Consider the following 17,519-nt stretch of genomic DNA (forward strand, 5'->3'; position numbering starts at 1 on the left):
CCCGGCACCTGTCACTGCGGGGGTGGCAGGAAGCGGGACAGCACCGCGTCCAGCTGTGCCGCCCACTGCTCGACCTCGCCCGGATTCCGGGTGCTCACCCGGCAGGCGGTCTGTGCCCCGTTCACCAGGACGAAGGACACGGTGAGGTGGAAGGTGGATCCCTGCGCGTCCCGCCGGTGCTGCACGAAGCGGAGGTGCGGCCACGGCAGGTCGGTGTGATGGCCCTGTGCGGTGAAGGAGATGCCGTGGGCGTCCGCGACGATGTCGTTCCTGCGGTCCATCGCGAGGAACTCGGGCTCGCCGGGGCCGGGCGGTCCGGCAACCGGGTGACCGGGAGGCGCCACGGGCGCCGGGGCCGGGGCCGGAGGCGGCACAGGCGCGGTCGCGGGCGGGGGCCCGAAGCCGCCCTGCGGGGCCGGGGCCTGACCGGGCACCGGGGGAGCGGCCGGTCCGTGCGGGCCCGGCCCGTACGGGTCCGCCGGGTAGGGGCCCGCGCCCGCAGGGTGTCCCGGAGCGTGGGCGGGGGCCGGCGGGGCTGCGGCCGGAGGACCGTTCCGCAGCACCTCCAGCAGCTCGTCGACGGCCGGCCGCGCAGTCGCCTCGTCCTCCAGGCACGACTCCACCACGCTCCGGAGGGTGTGCGGAAGCCGGGCGAGAGCGCCGCCACCGGCGGCGAGCAGAAGTGCGCCGAGCTGCCGTACGTCCTCGGCCGCGCCGGTCGGTTCCCCCTCACCGATGGTCCCGCGCAGCCCGAAGTCCCGTACGCGCGGGCCGTCGTCGGCCATCAGCACGTCGGACGGCTTCAGCGCCCCGTGCACCAGCCCGCAGGCGTGCACCGAGCGGAGCGCGTCCGCGACTCCGGTGCCCAGGCGGCGCAGGCCCGTCTCGTCCAGCGGGCCGTGGCTCTCCAGCATGGTGGCCAGGGACGGTGCCGGCTCGTAGGCGGTGGCGAACCAGACGGCTCCGCTCTCCGTTCCGGCATCGAGGACGGGGGCGGTGTGGAATCCGCCGACCCGGCGTGCGGCATCGACGGCGGCGCGTGCCCCGTCGGGACCGGCCGTGTCCTGCTGCGCCCGGGGGTGGAGGACCTTCACGGCCACGGCGCGGCCTGCCGGGGTCCGTGCCAGGTGCACGGTGCCCGTGTCGCCCCGCCCGAGTTCCCGCTCGACGACGTACCTTCCGATGCGCTGCACGCTCTTCCTCTCATCGCCGGTCCGGCCCCGACGATGATGGCAGGTCGGGGAATACCGGTGTCACCGGTACTCCCGCAGTCCGCGGGACTCCCGGTCGAGCAGCCGGTCGCGCAGCCAGGCGTCCTCCTCCGCGGCGTCCAGCAGCAGATCGACGAGTGTGGAACGGGGCAGATCGCTGAGGTAGCCGTACAGCGACTCCAGATCCTCCTCCAGAGCAGCCTCGTCCTCCGGGGCCGCCCCGTCGCCCTCGTCCTGCGCGAAGTGAGCGTTCCTGTCGCCGAGTTCGGTCAGGCCGACGGCCACCAGGTGCTTGCAGAAGGCTCCCTCGTCGGCGTGCGGGCACTCGCAGTCGCCGTCGAGGGTCCGGACGTCCAGCCACACCCGGTACGGCTCGGTGCCGGAAACGACCGCACGCAGCTCACCGTCGCGCAGCCGCAGCTCCGACACGGCCGCGACGCAGCGCTCACCGCGCTCGAAACCGGCGTCGCCGGCCAGCTCCCGCAAGTCGCCCGCGGTGAAGGCAACAGCCAACTCCCCCTCCTTCCGGGCCCGAGTGCCGTCCTCCTCGGCCCCGTTGCGGACAATCCTCGGCCCCTGGTCCGTTCTCCTGCTGTGCGGGGCGCCGGTGTTCACCCCTGCTGAGCGGCGTGGTGCGTCTCGCTGGGGCGCACGACCACGAAGCCTTCGCCCTCCAGTTTGAGTTGGACCGCCTCACCGGAGCCGCCCCGGATCATCGAGCCGAAGCTCTGCGAACGGTGCAGCGAGGTCTGGAGCGAGGCGCTCCAGCCCACCACGGCGTCGGTGTCCACGAACACCGGCTGCTGCGGGGAGACGGGGATGACGATCGGATCGCCCTCGCAGACGACCCCGAGCCGGCCCTGTCCGGTGAAGAGGCAGTTGAAGAGGCCGCCTCCCGCCATCCCGGCGCCCTTCACCATCTTGATCTCGTAGTGGAGGGACGCGTCGAAGCACAGCACGTTGCGTCCGTTGACGGTGAGGGCGTCGCCCTCGGAGAAGTCGACCACGAAGCAGTTCGCCGCTTCGTGCGCGAACCAGGCCTCGCCCCGGCCGCGGACCGTCATCAGGGCCAGGCCCTCGCCGGTCACCTGACGTTTGAGGAAGTTGCCGACGCCCTGCCCCTTCTTCTCGAACCGGAGATCGCCACGGAAGGCGATCATGGCTCCCTGGCGGGCGTAGCACTCGCCGTCCACCGTGTACTTGAGCGACTTGGAGTTCTGCTGCGTCATGCCGGGCGCGGTCGCCGGCTGCGCCGTGTTCTCGGTCGAGAAGAGCTCGCTGTGCATGTCGGGATCCTCTCCCGGAACATCACGCTCCGCCAAGACCGTCCGGCTCTCCGCGGTTCGCCCGCTCGCGGCGGCGGGCGGCGTCCGCGAGAGCCGCCTCGACACGGGCCCGGAGCCGCGCGTGGTGGGCGCCGGGCCAGTACAGCCGCCCGCACGTCCCGCACCGCCGGAAGGTGTCGTAGGTGCGTCGGGTGCCGGGCGGCAGCCGGTCGGCGATGTCCGCCTTGCGGACCGGTGCGAGGAGGCCGTTGCAGGCCGTGCAGCGGCTCCACGGCCGCAGCGCAGGAGCGAAGCGGTCGAGGACGTCCGCCGCCTGGGCGTCGGGGCTGCTGCCGCGGACGTGGGCCCCCGCCCACAGGGCGTGGCGCCGCAGCAGGCCACGGTCCCGTGTCAGCAGGACGCGTTTCTCCTCGTTGGCCTGCCGCAGCAGCGCGTCGTCGTCGCTGTCGTTCCGGTACGCGGCGTCCACGCCCACCAGGCGGAGGCGCCGGGCCAGGGTGCCCAGGTGCACGTCGAGCAGGAAGCGCGGCGGCCTGGGCGCCTCCGGAGGGAGGTGCTGCGGCCGGTGCACGGGGTGGACCTCGGCGTGCTCGCCGTCGACCGGGCGGTGCGACGGCGGCACCTCCCTTCCGTCCACCGTCAGCAGACCCACCTCGGTCAGCGGCACGCCCAGCGCCTCGACCACGTGCCCGAGGGAGGATGTCCCGTCGTGCCCGAAGGACACGTCGCCGTGCCGGTGCACGGCCGGCAGCAGGAAGCGCAGCTCCGGGGCTACCTGCACGCGGATGCGGGCACGCGGGGGCTCCGGGGCTCCGGGCGTCACGGCGGGCCGGTGGGCGTCGGGCGGACCTCGAACCCCGCCGCCCCCTCCGGCTCCGCGTCCAGGACGCGTACCCGGGTCACGTGCGCGGCGGGCGGTCCCGCGCGCGTCCAGGAGACGAGCCGGTCCACCGCCTCCGGCGCGCCTTCGAACAGGGCTTCGACCGTGCCGTCGGGCAGGTTGCGGACCCACCCCCGCACGCCGTTCCGCGCGGCGGTCGTCCGGCAGGTGTCCCGGAAGAACACACCCTGCACCGTCCCGGACACGATCACGCGCTTGCACACCATGCGACCGCTCCTCCGCCGACCGGTTGCGTCCTGTCCGCATGGTACGTGGGGCGCCCCCGAGGAGCCCGCCGCAGAGCCGCCGAGGTGCCGGAGCGGCCGGCGGGATCTAAGGTGCGAAAGGTGTCCAGAAGACGCTCCGGGAACCGGGAGGCTCCCGTCACACCGTCAGGCGGGCGGCTGAGAAGGCTGGGGGAGTGGTGCGCGCGCCACTTCGTCGTCGTGCTCCTCGGCTGGGTGGTCGCCGCCGGCGGACTGCACGTCGCGGGGAACGCCTTCGGCGGCACCTACGCGGACGACTTCACCCTCTCCGACTCCCAGGCGCAGGACGGGTTCGACGTGCTCCAGCGGCACGACCCCGGACGCGGCGGGCAGAGCGCCAAAGTCGTGCTGCACGATACGGACGCTCCGCTGTCCTCGCACCGCACGCAGGTCGACACCGCGGTGGGCAAGCTCGGCGACCTCCCCCACGTCCTGTCCGCCCAGAACCCGCTGACCGCCCCACCACCGCAACCGGACGGCACGCCGAAGCGCCCCCTGGAAACCGTCTCCTCCGACGGCAGGACCGCCTACGTCACCGTCACCTTCGACGAGAATCCGGCCTCGCTCGGCAGCTCCTACCTCGACGGGGTCGACGACGCCGTGCGGCCGCTCCGGAAGGCCGGAGTGGAGGTGGAGTACGGGGGCGGCCTCGGTGAACTGGCCCGCCCGGGCGGATCCGACCGGCTCAGCGAAGCCGTCGGACTCGCCGTCGCCGTCGTGGTGCTCCTGATCGGGTTCGGCAGCGTCCTCGCCGCCTTCGTCCCGCTCCTCACCTCGCTCGTCGCCGTCCTCGTCGGCCTCAGCGTGCTGTCCCTGATCGCGGCGTCGACGACCTTCGCCGAGGTCTCGCCGACGCTCGCCACCATGATCGGGCTGGGCGTGGGAATCGACTACGCACTGTTCCTGATCACCCGCCACCGCCAGGACCTCATGGAGGGCATGGATCCGGTCGCCGCCGCCGGACAGGCGACCCACAGCAGCGGCCGCGCAGTCGTCGTCTCCGGAACCACCGTCATCGTCGCCCTGGCAGGACTCAACGCCTCGGGCGTCGGTTTCATCGGCAAGCTCGGTGCGGCGGCCGGAGTGGCGGTGGTGACCGCCGTCCTCGGCGCGCTCACCCTCGCGCCCGCCCTGCTCGGCCTCGCGGGCAGGAACATCGACCGCTACCACGTCCGCCCGCCGGTGGCCGAGGCCGAACTCCCCACCGACCGCCCGCCCCGCGGCACGGGCGACCCGGACGAGGAGGCCGGCGGGTTCTGGCACCGCTACGCGCTCCGCGTCGGCCGCCGCCCCTGGCGCCACCTGCTCGCCGGACTCGCCGCCCTGATCGTGCTCAGCATCCCCCTGCTGTCGCTGCGCCTCGGGCACATCGACGACGGCGCGGACCCCACCTCCTACACCGACCGCAGGGCCTACGACCTGGTCACCGACGCGTTCGGGGCGGGCGCCAACGGTCCGCTGACGGTCGTCGTCGACGCGGCCGAGGTGCCGTCCGGTCAACGACCGGCGCTGCAGCGGACCCTGACCTCCTCGCTGCGCGGCCTCTCCGGCGCCGCAGCGGTCGGCACACCTGTGCCCACACCGGACGGCGAGGCCCTGCTGGCGACCGTGATCCCCGCCCAGCGTCCGCAGAGCGCGAACACCACCGACCTGGTGCACCGCCTCTCGGACACCGTCCTGCCGCAGGCGGTCCGCGGAACCGGCGCGCAGGGCTATGTCACCGGCAGCACCGCGGCACAGACGGACTTCCGCGACATCGTCGCCGATCGGCTCCCGGTCATCATCGGGGTCGTCGTGTGTCTGGCCCTGCTCATCATTCTCGCCGTCTTCCGCGGCGTCCTGGTCGCCCTGAAGGCAGCCGTCCTCAACCTGGTCTCGATCGGCGCCTCGTACGGCGTCCTGGTGGCCGTCTTCCAGTGGGGGTGGGGCGGGCCCGAGCTCGGAGTGTCCGGCACCGTGCCGATCGAGAGCTACGTCCCGATGATGATGTTCGCCATCGTGTTCGGCCTCAGCATGGACTACGAGATCTTCCTGCTCTCCCGCGTGCACGAGGCCTGGTTGCGCACCGGCGACGCCCGGGGGAGCGTCGCCCACGCGCTGGAGATCACCGCGCGGGTCATCACCTGCGCGGCACTCATCATGATGAGCGTGTTCGCGGCGTTCCTGTTCAGCAGCAACGTCGTCGTCAAGATGCTGGGACTCGGCCTCGCCGTCAGCGTACTGGTGGACGCCACCCTGGTACGGCTGCTCCTGGTCCCGGCGGTGCTGACACTGCTCGGAAGCAGCGCCTGGTGGCTGCCGCACTGGCTGGACCGGATCCTGCCCCGCATCCACGCCGAACCCGTTCCGAACCCCGCGGCACCGCAGGACGGCAGCGGTCCGGGCCCCGACCGGCAGCCCCCTCCTCCCGGCAGGGGAAGCGCCCCGGACTGACGACCGGTCGGCCCCGCCCCGCGGCGGCCGGGTGTGCCCGGCGCCCGACGGGGTAGCGGCGCCTACGGAGGCGGTCGGTGTCCTGCCGGGCGCCGAGAGCCGTACCGCAAGGAGACCGCATGCCGAGGCACGCCGGGACAGGGGCGTCCGCGCCCGAATTCGCGCTCACCGGCGGTGTGCTGCGCGGTGACGGGGAGGACACCGTCTTCGAGCGTGGCGACTACGCGCTGCGCGGGGCACCGGGCCGGCCGCTGGTCCTGGCCTTCTACCCCGGCGACGACACGGCCGTGTGCACCAAGCAGCTGTGCTCCTACTCCGCCGGGCTCGAAGAGTTCGCCGAGCTGGACGCCGAGGTGTGGGGCATCAGTCCGCAGGGCCTCGACAGTCACGAGCGGTTCGCGCGCAAGCACGACCTGCGCATGCCGCTGCTCGCGGACCCCGACCTTCTCGCGGCCCGCGCCTACGGCGTCGCCGCTCCCGGGATCGGGCTGCGCCGTTCCGTCTTCCTCGTCCGGCCCGACGGGACCGTCGGCTGGAAGCACGTCTCACTGGTGGGCATGACCTACCAGGACGTGGACACGCTGACCGCCCGGTTGAGGGAGGTCGCGAAGGGCTGAGGCCCGGCGGGGCGGGCGCCGGACTCTCTCCGATCAGGATCCGCCCTCCCGGGGCTCGCCGCGCCCGCCCCGTTCCGCCTCCTCCGCGGGTGCGGCGGAGCCGCCCGGGCCGGGGACGGTGACGCGGATCTTCGACTGCTTGTGAGGCAGCTCGTCCCAGTCCTCCATGGTCCGGGCCGCCAGACCGTGCTCCGCGGCCAGCGCGATCAGGGTCGCCGGCCGGTAGTAGAAGTCCTCCCGCAGAACGTCGTGCTCCGGCCCGTCGGTGCGGTTGTAGGTGAAGTCGAAGAAGCCGCCCGGGGCGAGCAGCCTTCCGACGTGGCGGAAGCAGTCCCCGATGACGCCGAGCGGCGAGTGGGAGAACACGCTGTGCGCGTGGATCACCCGGAAGTGGCCGTCGGGGAGGTGGGCGAGCCGCATGTCGTCCACCAGGGTGAGGTACGGCAGTTTGTCCTGGAGCCCGTGGTCGACGACGGTCTGCTGCGCCGAGAGGAGGATGTCGGGTGAGATGTCCACGCCGTAGTAGTGGCCGGCGTCCAGGTATGCGACGAAGTGCCGCCCTGCGCGCAGGTTCCCGCAACCGATCTCCAACATGTGGTCCGCGGGCTGCAGTCCGTGCCCCAGCAGGTACTGGAACTGCATCCTGCCCAGGGCGTTCCACCGCTTCCGTGTGGGCGTTCCCACCGCGCCGCGGGGGTTCCGTGCCGTGTCGGCCCTCATGACGGCCCGGTAGTAGGCGAGGTGGTTCCCGCCGGACTGCCGCTGCAGTCTCCGGTCGCGCAGATGCCGGCGCAGATACGGCATCACGCGCTGCGGATGGTGGAGCGCGTAGCGCAGGCGGTGGGCCAGGGACGACCGGTTGTGGGAGGGGACGATGGTGGGCATCTGCGGTGTTCTCCTGCATCGGTGGCGTGGCGGGCGAGGATGGTGCGTACCGGTGCATGTTTCCCGCAGCGGGAAGGAATGGCGAGAAGGTGCACCCGAGGATCGGGCCATCGAGTGACACGGCGCGAACCGTTGACGGAGGGACGCGATGAGCGAGCAGGAGGCCCGGGCGGCCGGGACGGAAGAACCGCTGTCGAGCATGCCGGAGGACTGGTCGCGTGCGCTGGCGGTCGTCGCCCACCCCGACGACATGGAGTACGGTGCGGCAGCCGCGGTCGCCGCGTGGACCGCTGCCGGGCGGGAAGTGACCTACCTGCTGGTCACGCGGGGCGAGGCGGGCATCGACACCATGGATCCGGCGGAGGCCGCCCGGGTCAGGGAGGCCGAACAGCGGGCCGGCGCCGCGGTGGTCGGCGTCGACACTGTGGAGTTCCTCGACCACCGGGACGGGGTGATCGAGAACGGCCCCGGGCTGCGCCGGGACATCGCCGCCGCCGTGCGGAGGCACCGTCCGGAACTGGTGCTCACCCTCAACCACCACGACACCTTCGGCGGCACCTGGTGGAACACGCCCGACCACCGGGCGGTGGGACGCGCGGTGCTGGACGCCGTGGGCGACGCCGGCAACCGCTGGATCTTCCCCGAGCAGCTGCAGCACGGGGACGTGGCCCCCTGGAGCGGGGTGCGCTGGGTCGCGGTCGCCGCTTCGCCGCACGCCACGCACGCAGCGCAGGTCTCCGACGACGCCCTGGAGCGTGGCATCGCCTCGCTGGTCGAACACCGGGCGTACCTCACGGCACTGAGCGACGAGGAGCCGGAGGCGTATGCGCGGCGTCTCCTGACCGGGATGCTCGACGGCGTCGCCGAGCGGTTCCGGGGGCGCCGCGGGGTCTCCTTCCAGCTCTATCCGCGCTGAGCGTCTCCGCGCGGAGCATCCGCCCCGTCCCCGGCCCGAACCGGAGAGGGGCGCCGCAGGGCGGTGTGCAGGGCGAGCAACGTCACGGGAAGCAGCAGCGACGCGGACAGCGCGGTCAGCCACCCGTACCCGGCTCGTGCGACGACCAGCCCCGACAGCGCGCCGCCCGCGCCGGCGGCGGCGTTCATCGTCAGATCGGACAGACCCTGCGCGGCCGCCCGGGCCGCCTGCGGCACCGAGTCCGTGAGCAGGGCGGAACCGGACACCAGCCCGGCGGACCAGCCGAGACCGAGCAGGAACAGGCCGACGGCCGACTGCCGGTGGTCGCCGTCCGCCGTGCCTGCCAGTCCTGCCGCCGAGCCCAGGAGGACGACGGCCAGACCGATGACCGCGAGGCGTCCCAGCCGGTCGGAGAGCCGGCCCATCACGGGGGAGAACGCGTACATGCCTGCGATGTGACCGCTGATGACCAGGCCGATCAGCTCGATGCCGATGCCGTGGTGCCCCAGGTCGACCGGCGTCATCACCATGATCGAGACCATGACCGTGTGGGAGCCGGCGATGGTGGCGAGGGCGAGGCGGGCGGGCCGGGAGGAGGCGACCGCGGTGAACCCGGCCCGCAGTGAACGTTCCTCGCCGTCGCCGGCCCCGGCGGAGCCGGCCTCCCGGGCGCGCGCGGCGAGCAGGGGGTCGGGACGCAGCAGCAGGTGCACGGTCAGGGCGGCCAGGAGGAAGATCCCCGAGCACCACAGGAACGGCCCGGCCGTCACGGGTATGCCCAGGCCGAGCGCCGCCACGCTGTCGCCCGCCGGAGCCGCGATGTTCGGCCCGAGGACGGCGCCGATCGTCGCCGCCCACACCACCGTGGAGATGGCGCGCGCCCGACGGTCGGGGTCGGCCAGGTCGGCGGCGGCGTAGCGGGACTGCAGGTTGGCCGCGGAGCCGGCACCGAAGGCGGCCATGCCGGCCAGCATCAGAGGAAAGTTGCCGGCGGCGGCCGCGCCCACGACGACCGCTCCGCCGAGTGCCGCCGCGGAGTAGGCCAGGACCAGTCCGGGGCGGCGGCCTCTCGCTGCCATCAGGGTGGCCAGGGGCAGGGAGAACAGCGCCGTGCCGACGACGGCGGACGTGGAGGCCAGGCCCGAGAGCCCCTCCGAGCCGCTTACTTCCTCGGCGAGCACCGCAGCGAGCGCGACACCGGTCGCCACACCGAGCCCGCCGAGGATCTGCGAGGCGACCAGGACGGCCGTGGTGCGGCGTCGCAGGGCCCGCAGGCCGTCCCCGGCCGCGACAGCAGAGGCCGCCCGAGGGCCGGAGCAATGGGCGGTCTTCTCCGGAGCGGGAGCGGCGTGATGAGCGTCCGGGGCATCAGCGGTGTCGGTCACGCGGGCAGTCTGCCAGCACGGGGTGACGCCCGGCAGGGATCGTCCGTCGGACGAGGAGCATTCGGCGCATTCCCGTGCTCCAGGTCACAGGAATGCGGGTAACGCGGGTCACAGAAAGCGGGTGCCCCACGTCACAGAAAGGTGATGCACTGCTTGTTCGTCCGTGAGGTGAAGCACAGGAAAACGGCCCCTACGAAGCCGAATAGGAATAACGGGGACCAAGGTCCCGAACTGTTCCACCTCGGGGTGAAGGGGTGGCCGTTCGGGCTTCGGGGTGTCGTCGTGCCAGCTTGTGGGCTTGTGCCGGTGCGCGCCGATGCTTCGGTGGGCGGCCGCGTCGCTGCTGGGAGGGTGCTCGCGCTGTCAATTATGTCCGAATTGCCGAGTTTCACGTACGACGCACCTTCGTACACGTTCTTTCTTGGAAATGCCTGATTCGCGGGTTACCAAGGTGAGGCCTGGTCCGCAGAGCCAGGAACCCCCACCGAATTTCCGGAGGAAGTACCCCCATGCGCCTGCACCCCGCGATCACCGATGCTCTTCGCCGCATACCGCGCACCCGCAACACCGTCGTGGCCACCGGCGTCGGCGCGTCCCTCGTCCTGGGCTCCGGCGTGGCGCTCGCCGCCGGCGGCGACCTCTTCGCATCCGACACCGCCGCCAAGCCCTCCGCCACGGCCGAACGGCAGGACCACGCCAAGGACGCCGAGTCCTCCGCGGCCGGGAAGAAGGCGGACGAACAGCAGGACGCGGAGCGGAAGGCCGAGGAGCGCCGGGATGCGGCCCGCGACAAGGCCGCGGCCGAGAAGAAGGCCGAGGCACGGGAGGCCGCGGAGAAGAAGGCAGCCGCCCAGAAGAAGGCCGCCCAGAAGAAGGCGGCCGAGAAGAAGGCCGCGGAGAAGAAGAAGCAGAAGCAGGCCGAGAAGCGCGCCGAGGCACGCAAGAGCGGAAATAAGCACCACGACAAGCACAAGGCCGGGAACGGCGGCAAGCACAAGGACTCCAAGAAGGCCAGCCGCAGCAAGGGGCGCGGCAAGGTCCGTTCCTGGGTGCTGCCCGTCTCCCACCCCTACGCGAAGACGGCGGGCTTCTCCGACAGCGGCGACCGCTGGGCCGCCAAGCACTCCGGCCAGGACTTCGCCGTACCGACCGGCACCCCGGTCAAGGCCGTGCACAACGGCACCGTCGTCACCGCCGACTGGGGCGGCGCCTACGGCAACGAGATCGTCGTGAAGCACCCGAACGGCACGTACACGCAGTACGCCCACCTGTCGGAGTTCCGCGCGGTGCCCGGCGAGCACGTGAACACCGGCGAGCAGATCGCCGTCTCGGGCAGCACCGGCAACTCCACCGGTCCGCACCTGCACTTCGAGGTGCGCACCTCGCCGTACTACGGTTCCGGATTCGACCCCGTGCCCTTCCTGCAGAAGCACGGCCTGAAGCCGTAACGCCCCAAGCCGGTCCGCGGGTCAGAAAAGGCGCTGCGGGAGCACTCCCTCCAGGGCGAGCAGCTCCCGCTTCGTCTCCAGGTCACCGCCGAAGCCTCCGAGGCCGCCACCGCTCTCCACCACCCGGTGGCAGGGCACCACGATCGGCAGCGGGTTCACTCCCATGGCGGCCCCCACGGCGCGTGCGGCATCAGGTTCCCCCACCCGGTCGGCGAGGTCCTGGTAGGCGGCCGTCGTGCCGTAGGGGACGTGCGCGGCCAGGGCGCGGAGCACGTGCTGCGGGAAGCCGCCGGTCATCGACCAGTCGAGGGGGACGGTGAACGCGCGCAGCGCCCCGTCGAAGTAGGCGCGCAACTCCCGTTCGGCGGTGACCAGATGCTGGTGCGGCGCCGAGCCCGGCGCCGCGGGGGAGGGATCCCCCATGCGGGCGCGCAACGTCTCCCGAACGCGGCGAGCGCGGCGTGCCTCGGCATGGAAGACGACCTGCACGAGCCCGTCCGCCGTGGCCGCCAACAGCAGCGGGCCGACCGGAGTGCGGAACACGCTCCACGCCCAGGCGCGGGGGTGGGGCGCTACCGGGTGCTCGGTGTACCCGGAGTGCCCCGGGCTCCCTGCCTCGATGTTCTCTGCGTCGGTCGGCACCCGCCCGACCCTACTGCGATGTGTCGGTCGTGGGGCCCGTGAGAACCGGCCCCGCGCCGTCCCCGACGGCCTCCAGCACCACGTCGGGCCGGTTGGAGATGATGCCGTCCACGCCGCGCTCCGCCATCCGTCGCGCCGTCGCCGCATCGTCGACGGTCCAGGTCCACACCTGCAACGGCCGGCCGTGCGCGCCCTTCAGCGCGTGCACGGCCCGTACGTACGCCGCGTCCACCGTGGACCACCGTGGATTGATCCGGTCGGTGAACCGGGCGTACCTCCCCAGTGCGGCGGCCTTCGGCGTACCCAGGTACCCGGTCGTGAGGGCCGGGGCCCGATCGTGGACGGTCCGTACGGCATCGGCGTCGAAGCTCTGAACGATGAGCCGCTCCACCCGATGCGACCGGTCCAGCCAGCCCTCCTCGGCCAGCTCTCTCAGTGTCTGCCGCACGATGCCGGGGTAGAGGTCCGGTCTCTTGAGTTCCAGCAGCAGGTTCTGGCCGTTCGCCTCCACCCGTCGGAGGTACTGCCGCAGCGTCGGGATCCGGATGCCCGCGTAGTCCTCGGCGAACCAGCTGCCCGCGTCGAGCTTCTCCACCTCCGCCAGGGTGAAGTCCGCGAGCCGCCACGGGGCGCGGTCCGGGAACACCTCCTCGACATCGGTGGTCCGCTCCAGCGTCGTGTCGTGCAGGACGACCAGCGCGCCGTCCCGGGTGCGCTGCACGTCGTTCTCCACCCACGTCACCTCTCTGGCGGCGGCCTCGTCGACTGCCGCCAGCGTGTTCTCCGGCGCGTAGGCGGACGCTCCTCGGTGGGCGACGACAACAGGTGGACGCCCGTCGGGGCGCGCGTCCGCCGCGGCCGGTGTCGTGAGCGGGAGGACGAGCGCAGCGAGTCCGAGCAGCGCGCCGGCCGCAGGGGTGGTGGATCGCAGAGCCATCGGCAACTCCTCGCGTCGAACCGTGCACACACGGTCACTGGTGGGTGTGCGGAAGTGTTCCCCTACGGGGGCGAGAAGCAATCGGTGGGACGGCGTCCGGGTGCCGACCCGGTGACGGTCCCTGTGTCGGTGCCGGGCCGTACCGTGGGGGTCATGCGGCCCGAGACCCAGCAGATCGAACGCACGACGGCGCCCTTCGAGGTCGTCAGCCCGTACCGGCCCAGCGGCGACCAGCCGAGCGCCATCGAGGAGCTCGCCCAGCGGGTGCAGGGCGGCGAGAAGGACGTCGTACTGCTGGGTGCGACGGGCACCGGCAAATCGGCGACCACGGCCTGGATGATCGAGAAGCTCCAGCGGCCGACCCTGGTGATGGCGCCGAACAAGACGCTCGCCGCCCAGCTGGCCACGGAGTTCCGCGAACTCCTCCCCAACAACGCCGTCGAGTACTTCGTCTCGTACTACGACTACTACCAGCCCGAGGCGTACGTCCCGCAGACCGACACCTACATCGAGAAGGACTCCTCCATCAACGAGGAGGTCGAACGTCTCCGTCACAGCGCGACCAACGCGCTGCTCACCCGCAGCGACGTCGTGGTGGTCGCGTCGGTGTCCTGCATCTACGGTCTGGGCACGCCGCAGGAGTACGTCGACCGGATGGTGCAGCTCCGGGTCGGCCAGGAGATCGACCGCGATGTCCTGCTGCGCCGCTTCGTGGACATCCAGTACGCCCGCAACGACGCCGCCTTCACCCGTGGCACCTTCCGGGTCCGCGGCGACACGGTGGAGATCTTCCCGGTGTACGAGGAGCTCGCTGTCCGCATCGAGATGTTCGGCGACGAGATCGAGGCGCTGTCCACGCTCCACCCCCTCACCGGCGAGGTCATCACGGAGGAGGAGCAGCTCTACGTCTTCCCGGCCTCCCACTACGTGGCCGGCCCGGAGCGGATGGAACGCGCCGTCCGGGGCATCGAGGCCGAGCTGGACGAGCAGCTGACCGCGCTCGACAAGCAGGGCAAGCTGCTGGAGGCTCAGCGGCTGCGGATGCGGACCACGTACGACATCGAGATGATGCGCCAGATCGGCACCTGCTCCGGCATCGAGAACTACTCGCGCCACATCGACGGCCGTGAACCCGGCTCGGCGCCGCACACGTTGATCGACTTCTTTCCGGACGACTTCGTGCTGGTCATCGACGAGTCGCACGTCACCGTGCCGCAGATCGGTGCCATGTACGAGGGGGACGCCGCGCGCAAGCGCACTCTGGTCGACCACGGCTTCCGGCTGCCCTCGGCGATCGACAACCGGCCGCTGAAGTGGGAGGAGTTCCTGGAGCGCATCGGTCAGACGGTCTACCTCTCCGCCACTCCGGGCGCGTACGAGCTGTCCCGCTCCGACGGGGTGGTGGAGCAGATCATCCGTCCGACGGGGCTGGTCGATCCGGAGGTCGTGGTGAAGCCGACCGAGGGGCAGATCGACGACCTGGTGCACGAGATCCGCACCCGGACGGAGAGCGACGAGCGCGTCCTGGTCACCACCCTCACGAAGAAGATGGCGGAGGACCTCACCGACTACTTCCTCGAGCTGGGCATCCAGGTCCGGTACCTGCACAGCGATGTCGACACCCTCCGCCGCGTCGAGCTGCTGCGGGAACTGCGAGCGGGCGAGTTCGACGTACTGGTCGGCATCAACCTGCTGCGGGAGGGACTGGACCTGCCGGAAGTGTCGCTCGTCGCCATCCTCGACGCCGACAAGGAGGGGTTCCTCCGTTCGGGTACCTCACTGATCCAGACGATCGGACGTGCCGCGCGGAACGTCTCCGGGCAGGTGCACATGTACGCCGACAAGGTCACCCCCGCCATGGCGAAGGCCATCGACGAGACCAACCGCCGTCGCGCCAAGCAGATCGCCTACAACGAGGCGAACGGCATCGACCCGCAGCCGCTGCGCAAGCGGATCGGCGACATCGTCGCGGACATCGCCCGGGAGGATGTCGACACCGAGCAGCTCCTGGGGTCCGGTTACCGGCAGGGCCCGTCGGGCGGCTCGGGCTCCGGCAGGGCGCCGGTGCCGGAGCTCGGGCGGGACGGCGCAGGAAAGGCCGCGAAGAAGGGGGCGAAGGCCGGGAAGCAGGGCCCGGCCGAGCCCACCGATCGGCCCGCCGGGGAACTTGCCGAACTGATCGAGGACATGACGGAGCGCATGCGGGCCGCCGCGGCCGAGCTGCAGTTCGAGGTGGCCGCCAGGCTGCGTGACGAGGTCGGCGAGCTCAAGAAGGAATTGCGCCAGATGCGGGAGGCCGGGCTCAAGTAGGCTTCACGGGCACCCCCGAAAACGGGGACGGCGCAGGACACGTCGAGAGGGGCGCACGGTGTCGGTCAATCTGTCCAAGGGTCAGACCATCAGCCTGGAGAAGTCCGGGGGCGGGAGCCTGTCCGCGGTGCGCATGGGCCTGGGCTGGCAGGCCGCACCCCGGCGCGGCCTGTTCGGCCGGCGCACCAAGGACATCGACCTGGACGCTTCCGCGGTGCTGTTCGCCGGGAAGGAGCCTGTCGACGTCGTGTTCTTCCGGCATCTCGTGAGCGACGACGGGTCGGTCCGGCACGGTGGCGACAACCTGGTCGGCGGCGCGGGCCGCGGTGGCGACGACGAGACGATCATGGTCGATCTCCAGCAGATCCCGGCGCACGTGGACCGCGTCGTCTTCACCGTGAACTCCTTCACCGGGCAGACCTTCGCGGAGGTGGAGAACGCCTTCTGCCGTCTGCTCGACGAGGCCACGGGCCAGGAACTCGCGCGCTACACGCTGACGGGTGGCGGCGACTGGACCGCGCAGATCATGGCCAAGGTGCAGCGCGAGGGGAGCGGCTGGCAGATGAAGGCCATCGGCGAGCCCGCTCAGGGCCGCACTTTCCAGGACCTCATGCCGTCGATCGTGGCGCACCTCTGAGTTCGGACCCACCGGGCGACCGGGAGCGCCGAGCAAAGAGGTTCTTTACCTTTTCTTGGTTCTGCTTTACCTTGAGGTGAGCGGAGGGGAGTATTCCCGTTCTGCGGCGACCTCGTCAGTACGGGCCGGGCGGACCGGCCCCGGGGAGCCGGCCCGCCATGCGCCCGAGGATCAGGTGCGTCGCGAGCGGAAGAGACCTCCGGCAGCATGAAGGCCGGAGGTGCCTTTCCTGTGGATGTGTCCTTCTCCATCTGGGCCGTGACCGTTGTCGGTCTCTGCGCCCTCGTCGCGGTCGACTTCTTCGTCGGCCGGAAGCCCCACGAGGTGTCCCTGAAGGAAGCGGGCACCTGGACGGTCGTCTGGATCGTCCTGGCCGCCGCGTTCGGTGCCGGCCTGCTGGTCACGGCCGGCGGCGGGACCTCCGGCGAGTTCTTCGCCGGTTACATCACCGAGAAGTCCCTCAGCGTCGACAACCTCTTCGTCTTCGTCCTGATCATGGCGAAGTTCGCCGTGCCCACCATCTACCAGCAGCGCGTGCTGATGGTCGGCGTGCTCATCGCCCTCGTACTCCGTGCGGGCTTCATCGCCGCCGGAGCAGCCATCATCGCCAGCTTCTCCTGGGTCTTCTTCCTCTTCGGGGGCTTCCTCGTCTGGACCGCCTGGAAGCTCATCCAGGAAGCACGTGCCGAGGACGAGACGGAGGCCTACGAGGAGAACCGCCTGCTCAAGGCGGTCGAGCGCCGCTTCCCCTCCACCGACCGGTACCACGGCACCAAGCTGTTCGTCCGGGAGAACGGCCGGCGGTTGATGACGCCGATGCTCATCGTGATGCTCGCGATCGGCACGACGGACGTCCTCTTCGCACTCGACTCGATCCCCGCGATCTTCGGGCTCACCCAGGACCCGTACATCGTGTTCACCGCGAACGCCTTCGCGCTCATGGGGCTGCGCCAGCTCTACTTCCTCATCGGCGGGCTGCTGAAGAAGCTGGTCCACCTCTCCTACGGGCTGTCGGTCATCCTCGGCTTCATCGGAGTGAAGCTGGTGCTCCACGCGCTCCATGAAACCGGCGTCCACGTGCCCCAGATCAGTACACCCGTGTCGCTCGCCGTGATCTGCGCCGTTCTGGTCCTCACCACCGCGACCAGCCTGTACGCCGCCAGGAAGCAGGACAGGGCGGAGGCGAAGAGCCCCGAGCCGGTCAGCGGTGGCCCCGTACGGGACGACGGCGAGCACGGCGGCAACGGCCGCCACGAGTGAGGACGCGGGGAAGCCGTGCAGGGGCCTCACTCCGAGGACGCCGCGGCCGCGTCCTCCCCGGGCAGTCGGGCACGGACGGTCGCGGTCAGCTCCGTCATGGTGCGGGCGAAGGCCGCTTCCAGGCCGACGCCGTAACGGTGCGCCAGGATGAGCACCGACCAGAGGCAGTCCGCGAGTTCGTGCTCCAGCGCGGCCCGACCGCCCGGCACGTCCCGCGCCCCCTCCTCGGACATCACGAGTTTCGCCAGATCGCCCACGTCGCCCATGAAGCCGAGCATGAACTCCTCGCGCGTCCACACCCTGCCCCTCTCCTGCCTGTTGAGAGCGTCGTAGAGGTCGTGGACGCGGAGTGCGCGCTGCCGCAGATCGTCGAGAGACATGTCCCGTCCGTGTCCGTCCGGAGGAG

Annotated in this window: 17 protein-coding genes; 7 read left to right on the plus strand and 10 right to left on the minus strand. The window is 71.5% G+C overall.

Annotation, left to right across the window (positions count from 1 at the left end):
- Positions 1-11 precede the first annotated feature (11 nt).
- The 5 genes from ACL06G_RS12095 to ACL06G_RS12115 form a co-directional block, all read right to left on the minus strand.
- Positions 12-1,193, minus strand: coding sequence for a protein kinase domain-containing protein (locus ACL06G_RS12095; RefSeq protein ID WP_412835867.1), 1,182 nt, complete (start codon positions 1,191-1,193; stop codon positions 12-14).
- A gap of 60 nt (positions 1,194-1,253) precedes the next feature.
- Positions 1,254-1,724, minus strand: a complete 471-nt coding sequence (locus ACL06G_RS12100) for an SWIM zinc finger family protein (protein ID WP_412786695.1) — start codon at positions 1,722-1,724, stop codon at positions 1,254-1,256.
- 98 nt (positions 1,725-1,822) lie between these two features.
- A complete protein-coding gene (locus tag ACL06G_RS12105) occupies positions 1,823-2,497 on the minus strand; it encodes an AIM24 family protein (protein ID WP_412786694.1) in 675 nt (224 codons plus the stop codon).
- A 22-nt stretch (positions 2,498-2,519) separates the two neighbouring features.
- Complete coding sequence (locus ACL06G_RS12110; protein ID WP_412786693.1) at positions 2,520-3,320, minus strand: Mut7-C RNAse domain-containing protein; 801 nt, start codon at positions 3,318-3,320, stop codon at positions 2,520-2,522.
- Positions 3,317-3,604 carry an acylphosphatase gene (locus tag ACL06G_RS12115; RefSeq protein ID WP_412786692.1) on the minus strand — a complete coding sequence of 96 codons (288 nt, stop codon included), beginning with the start codon at positions 3,602-3,604 and terminating at the stop codon, positions 3,317-3,319. The genes ACL06G_RS12110 and ACL06G_RS12115 overlap by 4 nt, the downstream gene beginning before the upstream one ends.
- A 120-nt stretch (positions 3,605-3,724) precedes the next feature.
- Between ACL06G_RS12115 and ACL06G_RS12120 the strand changes: the two genes are divergently transcribed.
- Together ACL06G_RS12120 and ACL06G_RS12125 are read left to right on the plus strand one after the other, a co-directional pair.
- The gene (locus ACL06G_RS12120; protein ID WP_412835868.1) at positions 3,725-6,076 is read left to right on the plus strand and encodes an MMPL family transporter; all 2,352 of its coding nucleotides are present in this window, start codon (positions 3,725-3,727) and stop codon (positions 6,074-6,076) included.
- A gap of 119 nt (positions 6,077-6,195) precedes the next feature.
- Positions 6,196-6,693: a peroxiredoxin gene (locus ACL06G_RS12125; protein WP_412786690.1), complete on the plus strand. Its 498-nt coding sequence runs from the start codon at positions 6,196-6,198 to the stop codon at positions 6,691-6,693.
- 33 nt (positions 6,694-6,726) lie between these two features.
- Here ACL06G_RS12125 and ACL06G_RS12130 read toward each other — a convergent pair whose 3' ends face one another.
- Positions 6,727-7,578 carry a class I SAM-dependent DNA methyltransferase gene (locus ACL06G_RS12130; RefSeq protein ID WP_412786689.1) on the minus strand — a complete coding sequence of 284 codons (852 nt, stop codon included), beginning with the start codon at positions 7,576-7,578 and terminating at the stop codon, positions 6,727-6,729.
- 148 nt (positions 7,579-7,726) lie between these two features.
- Here ACL06G_RS12130 and ACL06G_RS12135 point away from each other — a divergent pair, with 148 nt between their 5' ends.
- Positions 7,727-8,494, plus strand: a complete 768-nt coding sequence (locus ACL06G_RS12135; protein ID WP_412835869.1) for a PIG-L deacetylase family protein — start codon at positions 7,727-7,729, stop codon at positions 8,492-8,494.
- Here the strand turns inward: ACL06G_RS12135 and ACL06G_RS12140 are convergent.
- Positions 8,482-9,879, minus strand: coding sequence for an MFS transporter (locus ACL06G_RS12140; protein ID WP_412835870.1), 1,398 nt, complete (start codon positions 9,877-9,879; stop codon positions 8,482-8,484). The genes ACL06G_RS12135 and ACL06G_RS12140 overlap by 13 nt on opposite strands.
- Positions 9,880-10,388: 509 nt before the next feature.
- Between ACL06G_RS12140 and ACL06G_RS12145 the strand changes: the two genes are divergently transcribed.
- The gene (locus ACL06G_RS12145; protein WP_412835871.1) at positions 10,389-11,327 is read left to right on the plus strand and encodes a M23 family metallopeptidase; all 939 of its coding nucleotides are present in this window, start codon (positions 10,389-10,391) and stop codon (positions 11,325-11,327) included.
- 21 nt (positions 11,328-11,348) lie between these two features.
- Here the strand turns inward: ACL06G_RS12145 and ACL06G_RS12150 are convergent, their stop codons facing one another.
- Together ACL06G_RS12150 and ACL06G_RS12155 are read right to left on the minus strand one after the other, a co-directional pair.
- Positions 11,349-11,969 (minus strand): methylated-DNA--[protein]-cysteine S-methyltransferase, encoded by a 621-nt coding sequence (locus ACL06G_RS12150; RefSeq protein WP_412835872.1) that lies wholly within the window; start codon positions 11,967-11,969, stop codon positions 11,349-11,351.
- 10 nt (positions 11,970-11,979) lie between these two features.
- Entirely contained in the window at positions 11,980-12,906 is a 927-nt protein-coding gene (locus ACL06G_RS12155; protein WP_412786684.1) for a glycerophosphodiester phosphodiesterase, read from the minus strand.
- A 153-nt stretch (positions 12,907-13,059) separates the two neighbouring features.
- Here ACL06G_RS12155 and uvrB point away from each other — a divergent pair, with 153 nt between their 5' ends.
- The 3 genes from uvrB (at position 13,060) to ACL06G_RS12170 (ending at position 17,113) form a co-directional block, all read left to right on the plus strand.
- Entirely contained in the window at positions 13,060-15,216 is a 2,157-nt protein-coding gene (gene uvrB / locus ACL06G_RS12160; RefSeq protein ID WP_412786683.1) for an excinuclease ABC subunit UvrB, read from the plus strand.
- Between the two features lie 58 nt (positions 15,217-15,274).
- Positions 15,275-15,853, plus strand: a complete 579-nt coding sequence (locus ACL06G_RS12165; protein WP_412786682.1) for a TerD family protein — start codon at positions 15,275-15,277, stop codon at positions 15,851-15,853.
- Between the two features lie 231 nt (positions 15,854-16,084).
- Positions 16,085-17,113 carry a TerC family protein gene (locus tag ACL06G_RS12170; protein WP_412835873.1) on the plus strand — a complete coding sequence of 343 codons (1,029 nt, stop codon included), beginning with the start codon at positions 16,085-16,087 and terminating at the stop codon, positions 17,111-17,113.
- A 26-nt stretch (positions 17,114-17,139) separates the two neighbouring features.
- Here ACL06G_RS12170 and ACL06G_RS12175 read toward each other — a convergent pair whose 3' ends face one another.
- On the minus strand, positions 17,140-17,493 hold the full coding sequence (locus tag ACL06G_RS12175; protein ID WP_412835874.1) for a nucleoside triphosphate pyrophosphohydrolase family protein: 354 nt from the start codon (positions 17,491-17,493) through the stop codon (positions 17,140-17,142).
- Positions 17,494-17,519: the final 26 nt, after the last annotated feature.

Source organism: Streptomyces callyspongiae (assembly GCF_047200695.1).
Classification (GTDB): Bacteria; Actinomycetota; Actinomycetes; order Streptomycetales; family Streptomycetaceae; genus Streptomyces.

What these genes read in the sequence shown, in the direction of transcription:
- ACL06G_RS12105 (WP_412786694.1), bottom strand. Translation starts at nt 2,497, where the DNA reads ATGCACAGCGAGCTCTTCTCGACCGAGAACACGGCGCAGCCGGCGACC.
- ACL06G_RS12115 (WP_412786692.1), bottom strand. Translation starts at nt 3,604, where the DNA reads ATGGTGTGCAAGCGCGTGATCGTGTCCGGGACGGTGCAGGGTGTGTTC.
- ACL06G_RS12125 (WP_412786690.1), top strand. Translation starts at nt 6,196, where the DNA reads ATGCCGAGGCACGCCGGGACAGGGGCGTCCGCGCCCGAATTCGCGCTC.
- ACL06G_RS12130 (WP_412786689.1), bottom strand. Translation starts at nt 7,578, where the DNA reads ATGCCCACCATCGTCCCCTCCCACAACCGGTCGTCCCTGGCCCACCGC.
- ACL06G_RS12135 (WP_412835869.1), top strand. Translation starts at nt 7,727, where the DNA reads ATGAGCGAGCAGGAGGCCCGGGCGGCCGGGACGGAAGAACCGCTGTCG.
- ACL06G_RS12145 (WP_412835871.1), top strand. Translation starts at nt 10,389, where the DNA reads ATGCGCCTGCACCCCGCGATCACCGATGCTCTTCGCCGCATACCGCGC.
- ACL06G_RS12155 (WP_412786684.1), bottom strand. Translation starts at nt 12,906, where the DNA reads ATGGCTCTGCGATCCACCACCCCTGCGGCCGGCGCGCTGCTCGGACTC.
- uvrB (WP_412786683.1), top strand. Translation starts at nt 13,060, where the DNA reads ATGCGGCCCGAGACCCAGCAGATCGAACGCACGACGGCGCCCTTCGAG.
- ACL06G_RS12175 (WP_412835874.1), bottom strand. Translation starts at nt 17,493, where the DNA reads ATGTCTCTCGACGATCTGCGGCAGCGCGCACTCCGCGTCCACGACCTC.